Raw genomic sequence first — 18,683 nt, 5'->3', positions numbered from 1 at the left:
CTATTTAAGTTAATTATCTTGCTTAAGCGTTTTTCAATTCATTTTTTGCTTTGTTAAGGATTTCATCCATGTTGTCTTTAGAATCATTAGGTACTTTACGTACATCAAACTTGATTCCTTTTGCTTTCAACTTCTCAAAAGTATCAACATCATCTTGTCCCATTGACAATACTTTGCTTACTACGACTTTCCCAACTGAGTGAGCCATTGATCCAACGTTGACTTCTTTGATATCAACGCCGCCTTCAACAGCACGCAATACATCTTGAGGATTTTCAAATAGTAACAACGCTTTTGTATTTCCGAAACGAGGGTCCTTTGAGATTTCAATCATTTTATCAACGGGGATAACGTTTGCCTTAACACCTGGAGGAGCAGCTTGTTCGATTAATCTCTTGCGAAGATCATCTTTAGCTACCGCATCTGAAACAACAATAATCCGGCTAGGACCTGTCGTTTTTGTCCACGCAGTTGCAACTTGACCATGAAGTAAACGAGAGTCTACACGAGCTAATACAAACTTGATATGACCATCACCTAATACAGTTCCTTCAGGGATAGCACCTGTTGGCTGTCCGCCTTCAGCCGCTACTGGAGCTGCTTCAACTGGTTCTAACTCCTCTGGACGAATTCTTACGCCTTCTTTTGCCGTTCCTGAAATATGAGCAGCAATTTCATGCGCCGTTTCCATTGAGAAACGTGAAGCGTATGCTTCAATAACCATCGGTAAGTTCATACCAGCAACGATTGCCCACGAATCTTTGTGTTCTTCAAACAGACTGTTAGCTTGATTGAAAGGCGTTCCACCCCAAAGATCAACTAAGAACAATACTTCATCTTGGTTTTCGAAAGAGGCGATTGCTTCTTCCATTTTTGCCTTGACGTCATCAGGTCCTTCACTCGGCATCAAAGTTACTGCTTTGACATTTTCTTGTTCTCCAAAGATCATCGCTCCGGATTGCAAGATACCATTAGCGAATTCACCATGACTGGCAATGATAATTCCTACCATCTTTATACCTCCTACTATTATTGTTACAGCTCAAAAATATAAATAAGTTCTTACAAAACCTGTAACCAAAATTAATTATTGCAGCATCTTCTCTTTTTTGATTAATTGCATCAGATCTGTTTTTCGATCTGTCGGCACTTGACGAATTTCTAATTCGATTCCTGCATTCATTAAATCAAGAAAAGACTCGACATCTTTACTATCCACAGAAATAAAATTAGTAATCATTTTCTTTCCTTCGCCAAATCGCATACCGCCAATATTGACTGATTTCAAATCAACACCTGCCTCAACGACCTCTACTACATCTTGCGGAGAAGCAAACAACAGCATGACCTTCATTCCATCAAACAATTGATCTTGATACACTTCAACCAGTTTTCTTTTTGTGACGACATTGGACTTGATTCCTGGTGGCGCGGCTTGTTTTAGGAGAAACTTACGCAACTCATCGTTCGCAACCTCATCACTAACTACTAAGATTCGCTCGATCCCTGTTGCTTTGGACCAAACTGTCGCTACCTGACCATGAATCAAACGATCATCGATCCGAGTGAGTCGAATATCCATTACCATCCCACCACCTCCTGCAAATTACAAGGCTCAGATGCTAAAAGACTTGCGCTACATTCTTTGAGTACAGTATTACATAGGCACTCACCTATAATAAAGCAAGTACCGTGCCAAAATACACTAATTAAAATTTCTTTATTTAACGCCTTTTCAACGATACACAAAAAAGGGATACAGTATACTGTATCCCTTTTTGTGTATTATTTATACGCTAATTTCTTCATTGTTCTTAAGCAATTGATAAATATAGTATCGTTCTGATGTTGGAATTGTGATACGTAATTGACTTTCTAACTCATTCAATCCACGATTCATTACTACATTATCTGTAACGTTCTGATAAATCCGTTTTGATTCCTCATCAATTTTCAATGGCTGCTGCAAGATTCCTCGTTCGATCGTTCCGGCCATGTGCATTACGAAATTTACCATTAATGCATATTCAGAAGAAACCCCATCATTAGTAATGATGGTTTTTGCTAAACGCCAAAGCGGATCGATCAGTTTATTCGGATTAATAAAAGTAAAGCTTTCCTCCATAAACTTGATACACAATTCCCGTGCTTTGTTTGCATCTAACACAACTTCTTCTTGTTCAGACAAATCATTTTCCAGCAATAGCTCATCTAAAATCTGATCAGCTTTTTGATTGATAAATTTCTCCATTGGAATATATGGAGCACCAACTTTCGGATCCATGATCCCTGTCGTGGCTAAAATCTTGTATTCTTCTTTAAAGATAGGCACCTTTGTTTTAATGTCTGCAACCGCTAAAGTCAATACGTCAATATGCTTCAAATTTCGTTGCTGCAACGGTCGTTCAATAATTTCCTTTAAGCGTTGAGCTGTTCCTTCGCCAGAAGCACAAATAGCTAAAATCGCTTGTTTTTCCTGCGGTTCTGCTTTTTCATTCATTACGTGACCATATCCTCGAAAGCCTTGTAAGGACTCATACAATTCATCTACTCCTGAACCTAATACGCTTGATTTCCGAGCAGCTTCGATAAGTAAAGGAGTTGTGACCATATCTAGCGTACAAACTTCGATTCCAGTATCTTTTTGAATTTCTTCATTAAATGTAGCTAATGATCCCATATCTACCATGATTAATACTCCGCTGCCCTCATCGATCTGAGTCACAGCTTCACGCATCTTTTCGTAAGCAACTCTTGGATGCATATCTAAGGGCATATCAACAGCAATAATATTCGTTACATCTAATAACTCACGAACGACTTGAGCCATTGAAGTAGCTGTACTATTCCCGTGAGCTGCCACGACTACACCGATTTTTCCTGAAGACTGATCTTCTCGTAAGGAAACAAGCAGAACAGTCAAATAGTATTCTTCACTGTCGGGAATATCCACTTGAAATTCTTTTTCAACTAAGCGACGAATTTCACGTGCTACTGCAAACTCTGTTGGATAATCCTTCGCCATTTCCCGAATATTGGCATTCGTCTCTCGCGTTTCTCCAACATGAATTTTTTTCAAGAAGGAAGAAATGTGAAGACTCATAGCATAAATAAAGTTTTGTTGGAAATGTGTATCTAAACGTTCACTAACTAAAGCGGCAATTTTGTTGCTGACATCGATCACATGCTTGTCAACAAACTCTGTCAGTCGAGTCTCCGTATCAAAAGTAAAGCCATGATCCTTATAAAATGATTTCAAATGAACATTAATATCCGTAGAAATAAAATGATTGATCGTTTCTTGATCCAAACCCTCTGTCTTTAGTAAAGCCGCTTTATCACCGATGATATCATATAAGTTATATGGCAATTCATAAGTGTCTGTTTTGATTAACTCATCGATCTCATTGGGGGTGACCACCATCTCTGGCTCAAGATATGGCGATACATCTGTTGATTTGATTCGATCAGCGGAAAGCTGTACCAATCCTGCTTTGATCCCTTCAGTCAGGTCATTTAGAGTAATATGAATCTCTTCTTGCATCATATGATTCATGAACCCGCGGGCGCAAATTAATTGTACATTGGACTTCAGCTGTCCGACATTCCCGTAAGAAACGCTGCCTAATAAAGCTTTCACAACATCTTCTGTCAAGGTGATTTTCCTTTGAATTCGATTAGCCTCCATTGCCACCATTACACGAACTAAGTCCAATTGTTCAGCCGCTGGCCGACTGCCAAATGCCGGCATTTGAATATTGATCGGAATACGTCGAACAAAGGTGTCTAATAATGCTGAATGGGGGTCTTCTGTTGTTGCTCCAACGATTCGAACATTCGCAAAACGATTTTTGCCTGTTTCACCAAGCCGGCTATAGGTTCCATGATCCATAAAATAGAAAATCATTTCTTGTCCTTCTGGCGGTAAACGGTGAATCTCATCTAAGAACAGCATGCCGCCATCGGCTTGCTGGATTAAACCATCTTTTTCTGTGTCTGCACCAGTGAAGGCGCCCTTTTCGTAACCAAATAAGTGACTCATCAACAATTCAGGATTATTTGCATAGTCGGCACAGTTGAAAACGACCAATTCGCGATCCGCTTCTACTACTCCTTCTGTCTGAGCAAACTGAAACATAGCATGGGCAAAAAAGGTTTTCCCCGAACCAGTTGGACCGGTAATCAAGCAATTCAATCCACGAGGTGGATACAATATTGCTGCTTTGGCTTGCTCTACTGCATTACGCATACTTCCAGTAGAGCCGATAATTTGAGTAAATACATTGCCGGTATTTTTATTTAGAATTTTCTTCTCCGGCGGCTCCACAACACGGGCGTGCGTCTGAGGGACTTCTGCGTCAAACGACGTTGCTGCTGATTGGTTCGAAACAAAATAGCGAACAGGTCTTCCTTCACTTTTGCTTAAATGACCATCCTTAACAAGAAGATTTAAATCTTTACTAGCATTTGTCCGTTGAATATCCAATGAATCCGCTACATCTTTCGTCGTTACATTTGCATTCTCTGAAACAAAGCGATAAATGCGGTCAATCCGTCGTTCCATTCAGTCACCTTCTTTATTAGTGTATTCTATATTATCAATCATCTATAGTTTTTATTAAAATGTCAAATATTTCGCTACAAAATAATACACTATATTTTTTGAAAATGAAAGTTTTTGGGATTTTCTCCCAATTAACCTTAAATATACTTAAGCTTTTTTACCTTTTTCTTTGGTATTATGTTTTCCGTGTCGTGTTTCTTCTATTATAATAGAAGATAACTTCGGTTCTTTTTCAAAACAAAAAAGAAAATTTATTTTTTACCAAAGCGTCTATTCGGGGAACTATTTTTCCATTTGCCAAGAAAGAGCCAAATTTTTATTGGATTTTGCCAGTCACTAAAAATCCGACTCGGTTAGTTTACTACTTCAATGTCACATGAATAATAAAAAATCTTACCTCAAAACGAGATAAGATTTTAACATACGCTCTTTGACCATTAACTCTTCCAAAGTGATTTTGAAAAAAGTAAAAGAATCGGGAAAATTTCCAGTCTGCCTGCCAGCATCGCAAAGGAAAGCGTCCACTTAGAAAAATCTGATAAAAAGCCAAAGTTTCCCGTTGGACCTACTGCCTTAAATCCAGGACCAACATTATTGATACAGGTTGCAACAGCAGAAAAGGTTGTTTGAAAATCAAGATTTTCCAAAGACAAAATAAGCAATGACGCTGCAAACACCAATAGATAGAGAACTAAATAAGAATAAACATTACTAATCGTTTTAGGCGCGATCGCCTCTCCTTCAAAATTCAAAGTCGTTACACTACGAGAATGGATCATTTTTTTCAACTCTTGGATAGCCTGTTTTGATAGCATAATGATCCGAGAAACCTTGATTCCACCACCGGTTGAGCCCGCACAAGCACCAATAAACATTAATAACAGCAAGATCGTTTGAGAAAACATTGGCCACTTGTCATAATTGGTTGTGGTAAAGCCTGTTGTGGTGATGATTGAAGCCACTTGAAACACCGCATAACGAAATGCTTTCAAATAAGACGGAAACTGTGGAGCAATGTTGAGCGTAATCAAAAGAGTCGAACCTGCAATAATCGCTAAATAGCCTCGCAATTCTTCACTCTTCAGAACCGGAGCAATTTTTCCGATCAAAAAGAAATAAATCAGATTAAAATTGATTCCAAACAGAATCATGAAGGTAGTAATGACGCCATCAATATACGCACTGTTGTAAACTGCGATCCCTTCGTTAGACATGGAGAAGCCACCTGTTCCAGCAGTCGCAAACGAATTTAAAATACTGTCAAAAACTGGCATACCTCCCAGAATCAGCAAAATAATCTGCACTAAGGTCAACGCAGCATAGATCACATAAAGAATTCGAGCAGTCACTCGAACCTTAGAAACCAATTTACCAATAACAGGACCAGGCATCTCAGCTTTTAAGATGTGCATTGTGCGTCCAGAGGCCAGCGGAATGAAGGCGACAGTGAACACTAATATTCCCATACCACCAACCCAATGAGTAAAGCTTCGCCAGAATAGACTTGCATGGCTTAAGCCATCTAAATTAGATAAAATGGATGAGCCTGTCGTGGTAAAACCAGAAACAGTTTCAAAAAAAGCATCCGTAAAAGAAGGAATTTCTCCAGTAAGCATAAAAGGAAGGGCACCAAAAACCGATAAAAGAACCCAGCTGACTCCAACAATGAAGAACCCTTCTCTAGCATAAATATTACGATTTTTCGGAAGCTTTCGACTCATTAATAACCCAATCAAGAAAACAAATACCGCTACGATCGCATAGGAAAGGCCGATGTGCTCTTGGTAGATGAAGGAGACTACTAACGGAAGAAGCAACAGAACCGCTTCGACCTTTAATAATTTTCCCAATGTGAATAGAACCATTTTTTTATTCATTATGATTCACCATTATTTCCTTACCAGATCATTTAAATTACAAATTTTCCGATTAGTTGTTATGACGACTAGATGATCCTTCAAGCGAATCTGGGTATCCCCCTTTGGAATCACAAAACCTCGTTCTCTTGAGATCGCCGCAATCAACGTATTATTTTTCAAATTAACCTCAGAAACTTTTTTATTTAAGAAGCAGGTTTGCGGTGTCACTACGAATTCCATCGCTTCCACCTCGTCATTGACTAAGCGATGAAGCGTTCTTACACCGCCGTCCTCGTCTTTATTGTTCTTTGCGCGTACAAAACGCAGAATATGTCCCGCGATAATATTCTTCGGCGAAATGATACTATCAATGTCTAATTGATCTAAGACGTCCATAAAATTCGTCCGAGTAACTTTTGCGACCGTTTTTTTGGCTTTCATTTGTTTGCCATATAAAGAAATCACGATGTTTTCTTCATCTAAACCAGTTAGAGCGACAAAAGCATCCACATTTTCGATTCCTTCTTCGATCAACACTTCCTCATCGCTGCCATCAGATTCGATGATCGTCACATCTGGGAGTTTTCTCGAAAGCTCTAAACAACGCTTCGGATTATTTTCAATAATTTTTACTTCGATTCCCTGCTCTACAAGTTGGCGCGACAAATAAAAGGCGATTCTTCCACCGCCGACGATAATCACTCGTTTTGTTTTTTGCTCAAATAAATTAATATCATGACAAAACCGAACTAAATCGCGATGTTGTCCCATCACATGGATGCGATCTCCTTGTTCAAGGACTGTATTGCCATCAGGAATGATCAGCACGTCTTTTCTGCGAACTGCGCAAATCAATACATTGGTTTTAGAAATCTTATACAAACGATTTAACGGCACATTGATCAATTTCGCATTTTCCCGTAAGCGGAACTCTGCCATCTCGATCTTACCGCCAACAAAGGTATCCACTTTAAACGCCGAAGGAAACAACAATATCCGACGAATTTCATTAGCAGCTTCCAGTTCTGGATTAATGATCATAGAAATCCCAAGCTGATCCCGCATAAAGGACCGCTGTTTTAAATAATCAGGGTTTCGAACACGAGCAATCGAATTTTTAGCCCCCATTTTTTTCGCCATTAAGCAAGCTAAAATGTTTAGCTCATCCGATTCTGTCACTGCAATAATGATGTCTGTATCATTAACGCCAGCCTCCAATAAAATATCATAAGAAGCTCCATTGCCTACAACGCCTAATACATCGTACTGATTGACGATTGCCTCGACCTTTTCAGCATGTAAATCAATGACAACTACATCATAATCATAGTCTTCATCAGATAAATGCTGAGTCAGCGCTTTGCCGACTTTTCCAGCACCCAAAACAATAATTTTCATTCTATCCTCCAGCTAAAAATTGATATTCTTATCCTCCATTCTAGCCTTTTCTACATAGGAAAACAACGGACTTTGCAAAAAGGATTTTTCCATAATTATTCAAAATAAAGCGATTTTTTGGTTTGTTCAAGAAAAAAACAAAACTATTATAAAATCCACACCATTTAAGGGAAAAAGTAAACAAAAATTTGCAAAAGGATACTTGTTTTTTCGACGAGCCTCTCCATCTGAATATAAAATAAAAAAGCACTCTAAGCAGAAATTACTACTTAAAATACTCTTTGCACATTAATCTACGCTATATTATCGCTGTGAGAAATGTAATGGCACCTAAAAAGATACCTGGTATATTCGCAACAATAATTGGATAATCTTTTTTCTTCTGCATCGTAGCATAGATGACCCAAAAGATACAGTTAATCATCGCTACTAAGGGTTGTATTGGATTACCTTTATTTCCATCTAAATTATTCATAATCTGTGGGGTATATGAAACATACATCATCACCGATAGAAACGAAGCGATCCTTCCAAAAATCAGTACTGTTCGATCCTTCTTATTCAATAAACACACCTCAAAACTTTTTTCATTAGTAAAATACTAACCCAAATAAAAAAAGAAGCGAAAAAAAAGCCCTAACCCTGTAATCAGGATTAGGACTTCAATACTCGATTAAGCTTCTTGAGCGACTGGGTACAGATGGGAAGCCAAATCACTAGGTCGCATTATCTGTCAAAACCCATTTATATCAATGTTTAGACGGATTCAACATATCACTAAATATCAACAAAAATTAACAAAATGGCATTCAATTTGGCATTCAAAATTCTTGTGGGGCACATAGGAAAAGAAAATAGTGTTTATTTTTATTGCTAAAAAAGAGTTTAGTTTTTTCATCTTAAATTGAAAAAATCATTAATGAGAACTAACCGCTAAATCTCGAATGATGGATGATTTTGAACGCGTTCCTGTTATAACTAGGGCTTAGCACCTGTTCCTTTTCTTCTTTTAAAGAAGGTCATGCATATTCCCACAATCATAATCAGACCAGTCACTGATAATAGCTTACTACTCAATTGATCACCTGTTTTTGGCAATACTGATTTTCTTGAGTTTATTTCATTAGTTCCTTTGACTTTTCCATTTCCTTTTTGATCATTTTCCTTTATATTCACATTCAGGTGTTGTATGTTTGCAGGTTTATCATTTGTTTTTCCTTGAGTGTCAACTGGATTTTTTTCTGTTAAATTCCCTTTATCTATTGAATTCGTTGGATCTTTTGATGTATTTGCACCATCACCTGACACACCTGTTGCTCTAACTGTCAAAGTTATTGTCTTTTCTGATCGTTCTCCTTCTGGTGTTATAGCATAGAAAGTAATCTGATGAACGCCAGGTTCAACTAAGGTATCATCTAAGACTTTGACCTTGATCTCTCCATTAACAACCTTAAAGCCAGTAATAACATCTTGTTCATCCTCTGTTCTTGCCCAGGCAAGGATCATATCTTTTGTTAATTTATCCCCAACATTCATTTGCTTATTATCAATCAAAATTTCCGGCACTCGTTTCTCTTTTGCTAGAACATACACACGAATCGATTTCGCAACATAAGCGCCTGAGGTACTTCTAGCACTGCACATGACACTATAAATTCCTGGTTTTGTTGTATCTACATCATTATGTCTAATAAATAAACCTGAATTTTTATCATTGTTTGTGAGGTTTAAAAGCGTTTCTGTCCCCTTATAGTCAATATTGTATGCTTTGAAATAGTCACATGGATCAAAACTATCTCCCACATTCAATACAACGTTATTTTCTTTTACATCAAGACGTACCTTACTTGTATCAAAAACTCTAACATTAATTACTTTTTTAGTAATCGTATTGTATTTTGAGAGGACCGCTACTTCTACTTTAAAAATACCTAGCTTTTCTGTTGAATGAAATCCGCTGACTTGAATATTTACTGACTCAGTCGGAATTACTTTACCGTCAACATCTTTGATAATAATATATTTACGAATGTGTTCGATGTAATCTGTTCCCTGTGGTACAGAAAAATCTCCTAATTGAATAAAATACATGCTAGGCTTATCAACCACATCAACAATGACCGTTTGAAAAGCCGTTTGCCCCTTTGAGTTAGTTACAGAATAAACCAACGTATATTTTCCTGCAACATGAATATTCACACTACCAGTATAAGTAACCTTAGAAGTAATATCCCCATCTGTTTTATCCATCGCATGTACACCAGCCATCGGATCATAGTTTACATCCCCTCTGTAAATCGTTTGTACAGGGATAATGTTTATTGCCGGAGCAGAATCTGTTGGAATATTTGGTGGAAACGGATTAACATCCTGCGGTTGAATACCAGCCTTTTGTTCCTGAACATTCCCATCTGATGTTTCATTATTCTGTTGATTTTCTGATACCGTTACCACCTCTTCTACCTGGGTAGCTGGAGCAGTCGGTTCAGCAGTTGTGACTGCTTCAGCTACAGGTGTTTGCTCTGGTAGAGCAGGTGAAACTACCTCAGGGTCAGGAGCTTGCTCCTTTATTGTCTCTGGTGCAGGTGATTGTTCTAGTATCGCAGAAGTATCTGTTGATGCTAGTGCTTGACCCGTTTGGGACACCTCTGTCGTACTCAATCCATTATCATTTGCGCTGACAGATTGTGTTGAAAAAACTGTCGGCATTACGATTGTTGCCAAAGTCAAACTAGCTAAACATTTCTTTTTCATTTTATCTCTCCCTTTAATCAGTTTTCAGGATAAATTACTTTTTTTATTTTGTCATCTTGTAAAGGAAATTAGGTTTCCAACACTGCGAATCCTTCGCTAGTGAACTATCCATTTAAAACTAATTTATTAAAAGAAGCACTTTTCTTAATTTGATCCAATAACTCTAAATTGATTCGATACCCTTTTCCCCATAAGGTATGGATCGCTTTATTTGTCATATCGGCATGTTCAAATTTACTTTTGATTCGTGTGATGGTGCTGGAAAGGGAGGCTAGATGCGAACGATTGACTTCTTCCTCCCAGATTTGATGACAAATCTTTTCCCTCGTCACTATCCCGCCTTCCGCCTGAATTAGAATTGTTAGTATTTTCGTCTCAGTCTGTGACAGGTTGTGTAGGGCTTCCATCAACTGATAATTATTTTGAATTGGTAATACTTCTTCCTGCATGCTATTTGGCCGGATTAATGACACCTTATCTGACAATTGTACAAACCTTTTATTCTCAAAGGTTTCTTCGGGATGATTTTGCTGCTTCAACATATGGAAACATTCCCGAAGCTCATCAATAGAATCATCATTTGAAATAATTGCATTGATTAATTTTTTTTCTAAATAATGATGATCTATTTCCGTTACCTTTTTTTCTACCTTACGAATAATTCGTATGGAATATTCTTTAAAACGCGGAACCAATTGCATGATTTCCGATTCGCAGATCGTTTCACTTAAAACGACATATTGAAAAAAGTTCAAAAAATCCAGTGATTCTATCTGTTGATTGCATTTTTCAAAAATTCTCGATGAACAATAAACCTCATAATTCAAAGTTTGTAACTTATGCTGGATTTCCTTTTCAGCTAAAATATTCCTAGTCAGAATCAACACTTGATTCATTAAAATAATCTCCCCTTTTTATCTATTAATAATGATTCAGCTAATTTACTGAAACACTATGTACATCAAGGGAAACAATGATGTTCGGCACAAACACCTTCCATGCAATGCTCCCTATATCACTTAATTATTGCTGCTCTTTTCGAGTCATCACAGAAACTTTCGGATACTCATACCGTCCCTTAATTTCATCCAAATCGGGTACATCTCTTTGAGCCAATTGATCAACTCGGCTCTTCATTTCTTCATAGATACTCAAAATAGTCTGGCGTGATTCATCTACTTCACAAGAAATCTCTCTTGCGCGATCATGGATGGTTTGAAGTTCCGCCTCCGAATTTTTAACAATTCGTTGGGCGTCTAATTTAGCTTTTTCCACCATCCGATTGGCTTGTCTGCGTGCTGAAATCAATACTTCGCCGATTTCATGCTGCGAATGGACGGCTTCTTGCTTTAATTCTTCATTTTCTTTTTTAATAGCCGTAATTTGAGTTTGTAGTTTCTCAATCAATTCACTTTCAATCACAGAATCGTGATGCTTTTGATCTTCAATCAATTGTTGAACGAGTTCTTCTTTTTCTAAAATTTGCTGATCTTTGTCTGCGATTAATTGATCCAATTGAACAACCAGTTCTTCTTTTTCGTTGAGCTCGCCACTCAATTTATCCAACTGCCGTTCCAGCTGTTGAACCGCATCAAAGTGATCCAGCTCCTCATCTTTTTGTGTCATAGACATTTCATGTAATTGCTGCTTCGCTTCTTGTAAATCCTGTTCCATGTTTTTATAATTTTCTAGAGATGCTTGTAATGTGTTTACTTTTGCTTCCGCTTGATCGAGCTGATCTTGTAAATGGCCTGTCTCTTTATTATCCTGAAGGCGTTGAATTTCCTGCCGATTGCGGCGCAGCTCAGTTTCTAATTCCTGGATATGGCGACGATTTTCCGCTTTTTCTTCGCCATTACGTAAGACCGCTTGCTTGTATTTTTCGTTTTCCTTCGTTAAACGCTGTTTATCCAGCACAGTTTCATTTCTAAGCTGTTCTAGCTGTCCATCCTTTTCAACTAGTGCTTGCTTCAATTCAGCGATCTCATTCATTTGCTTTTTGACTGGAGGTTCAACAAAACTAGCAGGCCGTTCCTCGAGCATAACCTCTTCTTCTGGAACTGAATTGATCTCGTCAATGATATTCTTATTAAAAAACCAACCGTTCTTTTTTTGCTGTGCGTTCATAATACTCCTTCTTTCTTTACTCTTCTTCTTGGATCAATGAGAATTCTTCACCTGGTTTCTCACGAGAAAATGTGCAGCTATAGGTCTTCTTCTTATTCTTATCGTTCATCAAATTCATCTGGAACGTGATCTGCGTCAAGTTCGATACATCTTTCGCCTCTTTCGCGAAAGCTTTGATGTTTTCCTTGATCTGTTGGCGATTTTCTTCACTGCCGGAATCCCCTGCCAAGGCAATATTTAGTGTTTGGGTTGGAATATCCAAGACGATCAAGGTGGTGGATAAACCGAAATACGGACTGACCTTCGCTGAAAGATCACTCTCGATCTCGTACTGTTTCTCCCGATTTTCATTGGAGAACAATTCCTTCCATGGATAGTCTTTCAATCCTATCCCCTTTTGGGGGTAGACTTTGATAGGCAATTTATTGATGAGTTGTTTCTGTTCTTTTTTTAGCGTATACAGTTCATCTTTTAACTGATTGCTTCGCTCCGTAATGTCGTGCAGCTGGTCCTCCATTTGAAACAAACTATAGGTCGTCAACAATAGGCCGAGTGCTAATAAGATCGTCAGGTACAACAAGGACGACACATGCTTACCTTGTTCCGCTTGTTTGACAATCTCCAACTTCCGTTGGAATGATGCGGGTGTATTTGGCGGCAGCTTCAGCCTCTGCAATTGCACCTTGATGACCATTCGCCGAAACCAAACAATCAGTATCAAAATGACTAGCACCACGCTAATCCAATTTATGATCAAAATGTTTCTATCCCCTTTTCTCTCGTTGGTTTCGTTTCCTGCTTAATCAAAATAATCCGCTAGCTTTTGATCGTGCTTCTTTTTCTTTATCTCTTGTAACAGCGTTCCGTTCGACAAGGCTTCTACCTTGAATTCCAAATCATCATAAATGGAAAGCACACTTTTTCTTGATTCAGAAACTTCGATAAGAATTTTTTTCGCCCGGTTACTGATATTTTCTAGTTCCAATTCGGCTGAACTGATCATGTGCTTCGCTTCTACTTGCGCTTCCTCCACGGTCCGATTGGCTTGTTTCTTCGCTGAGATCAGCACCTCGCCAATTTCTTGTTGGGATTGAACCACTTCTTTTTTGAGGCGTTCATTTTTTTCCATCAGTTCATCGACTTGTTTCTTCGCTTGGATCAATTCAAGACTTTCTTCCGCGTCTTTTTGTTCCTTCAGCTTGCTTAATTCGACTTGCGCATCGGCTAAACGACTGGCCAGTCGTTCTTTTTCCGCCTCGAGCTGTTCCAGCGCGTTCGTCTTCTCCTCCAGCTTTGCGATTTCTTCATGGGCATCAAACAAGGCGCTGTTGAGAGCTTCCTTCTCCGCAGCTAGCTGTTCCATCGTTTCTGTAGGTTCTTCTTGTACTTGTTCTTCCAGAATTTGTCCTTGTTCATCAATCGCCATTTGTGATTCCTCCAATGCATTTTCAAGCTTTTGAGCAACCTGCTCGTTCAATTGTTGGATCGTTCGTTTGTACTTCGCGTTTTTTTCCTTTAAACTCTTCAGCTCCGCTTCAATTTCTTGATCTTTTTCCTCAAGCATCTCATCGAGTATGTCGTTTTCAGCTTGAAGTTCAATCATTTTTGTCTCATTCTTTTTATTAATGGTATGTAACTGTTGGTAGTCTTTTTCCAATTCACCATGTTGTTTTTTTAACTGATTGAACTCTTCGAGTTCATTTTTGTAATACTCCATTTCCGTTTGGATCTGAGCTAACTTTTTTACATTTTGTTTGCTCTCTTCTTGTGACTCTTGATAATTTTTTTTGTACTCTGCAAGTTGTCGAGTGAGTTCCTTCAAGTCTGTGGTGACAGTTTCTTCTTTAGTTTCATCTTCTTTGATTCGCTCAACTGTATCGTTTAACTCTCGTTGCTTTTCCTCTAGTTCTTGTTGGAGCTGTTGGATGTTTAATTCTGCCTCGTTCTTTTCTTCAGCTATTTCTGTAAGTTTCGTTTGCCACTCCTTTTCTTGTTCCTTCAGCTCGTCAGTTAATCGAATCCGCTCAAATGCCAACTTTTCTCTTAATGACTCATTTTCCAACTCTAATTTATGAACATGAATTTCTGTTTCTTCTTTTAGTGCTTCTAATTCTGTCTGAAATTGCTGAATTTCTGTCTTCTGTTCAAAGTCACTTTGCTTTAATTGTTGAGCGAATTTACGTTTTTCTTGCTCCTGTTCTTGAGTTGATCCTTCTAATTTAATTTGGTTATCTTCCTCAATTGAAAAGGACGCCTCTGGAACCTCTTTTGTTTCAATATATCGTTCCTCTGCGTTTAGTTCTTCCTCAGTAATATCGTTGATAAATTCTTTCAGCGATTGCGTCGATAGCCATTTTCGCTTTTTCTTGTTCTCTGCCATTAACCCTTCCCACCATCATTCTTTAGATTTTGCTCGGAAATACTTTTTTTACTAAAGTTCTCTTCACTATTTTTACGAGAGTAATTCACGCTATAAACAATCTTCTTTTCTTTGCCTATAGAAGCGATCATCCGAACATGGATATCGGTCAATTCAGAAACTCCTTCAGCTTCTTTCGCGAATGCATCAATATTCTTCTGAATTGTTTCTTTTTCGCCTCTATCATTCGCTTGCCCTTTTAGATGAAGTGTTATTGCTTTCGGAACAATCAAAGAAACCTCTGTATCAGAAGAACCAAAATATGGACTTGTCTTTTGGGAAATAGCGGCTTCCACTTGATGCTGGAAGGCGGAGTCTTTCTTTTCCACAGTTAGTTTCTCCCACTCATATTCTTTGAGACCAATTCCTTCTGCCGGATAATTTTTCAAAGGAATACTGGCGGATAGCTGTTTGTGCTGCTCTTCCAAGCGTTCTAACCGATCTTCTAAATGAACAGTCTTCTTTTTCATACTTTGATAGTCGTTAGTCAACAGTAGAAAAGAACCAATAAAAAGCATTAACGCGATTCCGATGGCTAGACAAGTAAGAAGTAAATAGCGAATGTGGCGAGTCTGTTCGAGTTTTCTGAGATAATTAACCTTTCGTCGAAACAAAGGCGATTGATCGGATTCCTTTTGAATCGCAGCGAACCGTAAATCGAAGACAAGTCTTAGAAAGGTTAAAATAAGAGCTATAATAATTAAGCCCGCACTAGCTATCCCTAGTATCACCATCATGGTTCCTCCTCCAGCAGGTTGTGTTGTCTCATTCGCTGTCCGCCTGCTTTCTGATCAAGGAGGGAAGATGAAACTGAACTGTCCCTTCAACATCTCGTTTGTAGACAAAACCAAATGTGCGACTATCTTTCGACACATCAATATGATCCCCTGTCGTAAAATACAAGCCCTTTGGAATCTTCGTCAACGCTTGAAATTCTTCCGCGACAGCCGGAGATAATTGAAACGTATAAGTCGTCTCAAAATCTCCATGATCACCAATATTCAAAACCATTCGATCATTGCGGATAAACATCGTATCCCCTGGTATCCCGATCACTCGTTTCACAAATTTCCCATTCTCTCCTTTGACGGAAAAGGCGATCACATCGTATCGGTGAATCGGATCCCTTTTTTTCACTAAAACCATATCCTTTTCCGTCAAGGTTGGATTCATAGAAGTTCCTGAGATGGGATGAAAGCTATACTCTCTTCGAACGAGCTGCCCGGAAACAAACAGAACCACTAATAACAACAGGGTCAGAATCGTTAAGACAAGGCTTTTAGCGATCGAGCGGTGAGGCGGACTTTCTTCTTTTTTTGTTTGACGTGATCGAACAGTTGCCATAAGTTACAGTGCTCCTTGTATAGTAGTATTGTCAGATAAAGTCTGACTGGGTATTCTTTTTACTTCGCTTTGATATAAGATACCTGGTCAGATGTTGCTAAAGCCGTATCGATTACTCGATACGAGATCACCGTACCGCCGTAAACATTTCCTTCTGAAATCAGAATTCCTTCTGGTCGAACAACTTCCACAAACGCCACATGTCCGTAGCGTGGATCGGAACCAACGGTACCTGGTTTAAAGGAAATCAACCAACCTGCTTTTGGTTTTTGGCTGACTTGATAGCCTAACGCTTTACCTTTTATCGCCCACTCGCCGCCATTTCCCATGTAATCATTGACCGTTTTGCCTAATTGCTTCACACGATTGAAGGCATACCAGGTACATTGACCGACGGGGTAAGAGCCGGAGCTGTTGTAGTCCACACCATTGTAGTCCGGGTATTTCATCCGACTGCGGTACTCCGCTGGAATCGCCTCTTTGCCTTTGATGAAGATGCCCGAATCTTTGCCGTCTGTTTTCACCTGATCGTATTGCGTCAAATGATAGAGCGCGATAATCGAATTCAGTTTCTTGCCATACGTGGTATCCGTCGCGTAAGTACCGGTCAATGCATTTGTGGTGCGTAGGTAGTTTTTCGCAGTTGAACGCCACGTTTGTTTGTAATACCTAGCATTTCCTGAAATTCCACCGCGTAATAATTCTACATAATCCCCCAGCGACGCCGCATAATTTGGGTATTTACGGAAAGCTGCGTTTATCGAGTAAAGATCGCCATTTCCACGGTCCTCTTGAGTCGCCATCGAAACTGATTGACCTTGATAGGTTCCTTTAATCCCGAATAAATTATGATTTGGTGCTAAAGATAAGGTGCTTGTTCCAGATCCACTTTCCAATAATGCTTGGGCGATCATGACTGAGGCAAAGACATCGTACTCCTGTCCTAACTTACGAGCATCGTCTCCAACCTTCTTAATAAAATTCTTAGCACCTTCGTTTTCTTTAAAGTTCATTGAGGCAGGATATTCCGCTAGAATCTCTTCACCATATTGGGTCAAGGGTGTTTCTGGCAGTTCTTGAACTAATAAATCCTCTTCTAAATCAATCGTTTCTATAACGACTTGACGTTGGGCTTCAATTTCATCAGATTCCGAATCAGTCGTTCCTTTTTCTTCTGTCGCTTTTTCTTTATCCGCCTCTTTTTCGACTTCTACATCATCGACAGTCAAATAATAGTCATCTCCAAGATAGACACCGAGTAGAATGTTCTTGTCCTTTTTCTTTTGATATAACAGACTGCCCACTTCGATTTCTTCAGGCATTTTTTCTGGCTTTTCTTCAAGCTCTAACGCGAATAGATTTTGATAGATGTCTGTCGCTAATTGCTCCGGATCATAGCCTTCTTCCTGTTCAGTTCCAAGTTGCTTGATCCCTTCATAGATTAATGCTCCATGAGTTTTATTTTCAAGACTGCTTAGTAACGGTAATTCGAATCCCTTCAAATCGGATTGAGCAACTTCCGTTGCCTTCAGCTCACTTGGCAGCTTTAAATTGCTGGTTTCTGAAAAGGCATCCGGTGCCGTCGGCGCAACAAACGCGTTCGGTCGAACACTTGAATCTTTTGGTGCAGCTGGCATTACTGCGGCAGGCTCATTCGGTACAACTGGTATTGGAGCCATAGACTGTTTCGGTTCATCTTTACTTGTGGTCGGCTGTGTTGGCACGGAACTACTCGGAGTTGCCGTGCTTGGCTTCGTTTTATTTGGTTGCGTACTGCTTGATGGTGCACTGCTCGGCCTTGTCGAACTTGAATTGGACGAACTGCTGGAAGGCTTCGTCGAACTGGATGTACTTGAATTTGTCGAAGAAGCCGTCGAGTTCGTTGACGAATCGACTGAGCTGCTTTCTGAAGAAGCAATTTCCGACGTACTTAAGGCTTCCGATTCGGAACTGCTAGAAGGTTCTGGTGGATCCGTTGATTCTTCTACTTCTTCCATGGGAATGGGTGATTCCAATTCCACTGTACTCACGTCATTTACTCGCGCTTCGCTACTTTCTGGAATTGACACCTGACTTTCTACCGTTCCTGTTTCTACTATTAAAGAAGAATCTTTTGTCAGCTCTCCTGCTTTTAAGACGCCGCTGTGTATACTGACGAGCCCGCCGATAAATACAAGCAACCCACAAATACCTATCACTAGCTTTTTCATGTATTTGT

14 protein-coding genes are annotated in these 18,683 nt (G+C 39.2%); all 14 read right to left on the bottom strand.

The annotated features are described in order from the left end of the window. Positions 1 to 22 precede the first annotated feature (22 nt). A complete protein-coding gene (locus IGI52_RS19130; RefSeq protein WP_016180397.1) occupies positions 23 to 1,012 on the bottom strand; it encodes a mannose/fructose/sorbose PTS transporter subunit IIA in 990 nt (329 codons plus the stop codon). A 75-nt stretch (positions 1,013 to 1,087) separates the two neighbouring features. Further along, positions 1,088 to 1,588, bottom strand: coding sequence for a PTS system mannose/fructose/N-acetylgalactosamine-transporter subunit IIB (locus IGI52_RS19125; RefSeq protein WP_016180396.1), 501 nt, complete (start codon positions 1,586 to 1,588; stop codon positions 1,088 to 1,090). Positions 1,589 to 1,789: 201 nt separating this feature from the next. Next, entirely contained in the window at positions 1,790 to 4,564 is a 2,775-nt protein-coding gene (locus tag IGI52_RS19120; RefSeq protein WP_016180395.1) for a sigma-54-dependent transcriptional regulator, read from the bottom strand. A 437-nt stretch (positions 4,565 to 5,001) separates the two neighbouring features. Further along, complete coding sequence (locus tag IGI52_RS19115; RefSeq protein WP_438782120.1) at positions 5,002 to 6,441, bottom strand: TrkH family potassium uptake protein; 1,440 nt, start codon at positions 6,439 to 6,441, stop codon at positions 5,002 to 5,004. Positions 6,442 to 6,453: 12 nt separating this feature from the next. After that, complete coding sequence (gene trkA, locus IGI52_RS19110; RefSeq protein WP_016180393.1) at positions 6,454 to 7,821, bottom strand: Trk system potassium transporter TrkA; 1,368 nt, start codon at positions 7,819 to 7,821, stop codon at positions 6,454 to 6,456. Positions 7,822 to 8,119: 298 nt separating this feature from the next. Continuing rightward, positions 8,120 to 8,386, bottom strand: a complete 267-nt coding sequence (locus IGI52_RS19105; protein WP_016180392.1) for a SemiSWEET family transporter — start codon at positions 8,384 to 8,386, stop codon at positions 8,120 to 8,122. A gap of 413 nt (positions 8,387 to 8,799) precedes the next feature. Continuing rightward, positions 8,800 to 10,575, bottom strand: a complete 1,776-nt coding sequence (locus IGI52_RS19100) for an immunoglobulin-like domain-containing protein (protein ID WP_438782119.1) — start codon at positions 10,573 to 10,575, stop codon at positions 8,800 to 8,802. A gap of 104 nt (positions 10,576 to 10,679) precedes the next feature. Next, entirely contained in the window at positions 10,680 to 11,471 is a 792-nt protein-coding gene (locus IGI52_RS19095; RefSeq protein WP_438782118.1) for a helix-turn-helix domain-containing protein, read from the bottom strand. 127 nt (positions 11,472 to 11,598) lie between these two features. Further along, complete coding sequence (locus IGI52_RS19090; protein WP_438782117.1) at positions 11,599 to 12,702, bottom strand: hypothetical protein; 1,104 nt, start codon at positions 12,700 to 12,702, stop codon at positions 11,599 to 11,601. A 16-nt stretch (positions 12,703 to 12,718) separates the two neighbouring features. Further along, positions 12,719 to 13,459, bottom strand: a complete 741-nt coding sequence (locus IGI52_RS19085) for a hypothetical protein (protein ID WP_438782116.1) — start codon at positions 13,457 to 13,459, stop codon at positions 12,719 to 12,721. Between the two features lie 42 nt (positions 13,460 to 13,501). Further along, positions 13,502 to 15,082 carry a hypothetical protein gene (locus tag IGI52_RS19080; protein ID WP_438782115.1) on the bottom strand — a complete coding sequence of 527 codons (1,581 nt, stop codon included), beginning with the start codon at positions 15,080 to 15,082 and terminating at the stop codon, positions 13,502 to 13,504. After that, positions 15,082 to 15,858 (bottom strand): hypothetical protein, encoded by a 777-nt coding sequence (locus IGI52_RS19075; RefSeq protein ID WP_438782114.1) that lies wholly within the window; start codon positions 15,856 to 15,858, stop codon positions 15,082 to 15,084. Before IGI52_RS19075 ends, IGI52_RS19080 begins: the two co-directional genes overlap by 1 nt. Positions 15,859 to 15,886: 28 nt before the next feature. Continuing rightward, positions 15,887 to 16,465, bottom strand: a complete 579-nt coding sequence (gene lepB / locus IGI52_RS19070; protein WP_438782113.1) for a signal peptidase I — start codon at positions 16,463 to 16,465, stop codon at positions 15,887 to 15,889. Positions 16,466 to 16,524: 59 nt separating this feature from the next. After that, a complete protein-coding gene (locus tag IGI52_RS19065; RefSeq protein WP_438782112.1) occupies positions 16,525 to 18,675 on the bottom strand; it encodes a glucosaminidase domain-containing protein in 2,151 nt (716 codons plus the stop codon). Positions 18,676 to 18,683 lie beyond the last annotated feature (8 nt).

The organism is Enterococcus sp. DIV0187 (assembly GCF_051713785.1).
Classification (GTDB): domain Bacteria; phylum Bacillota; class Bacilli; order Lactobacillales; family Enterococcaceae; genus Enterococcus_A; species Enterococcus_A avium.
This window is presented reverse-complemented; position numbering and strand designations above follow the sequence as displayed.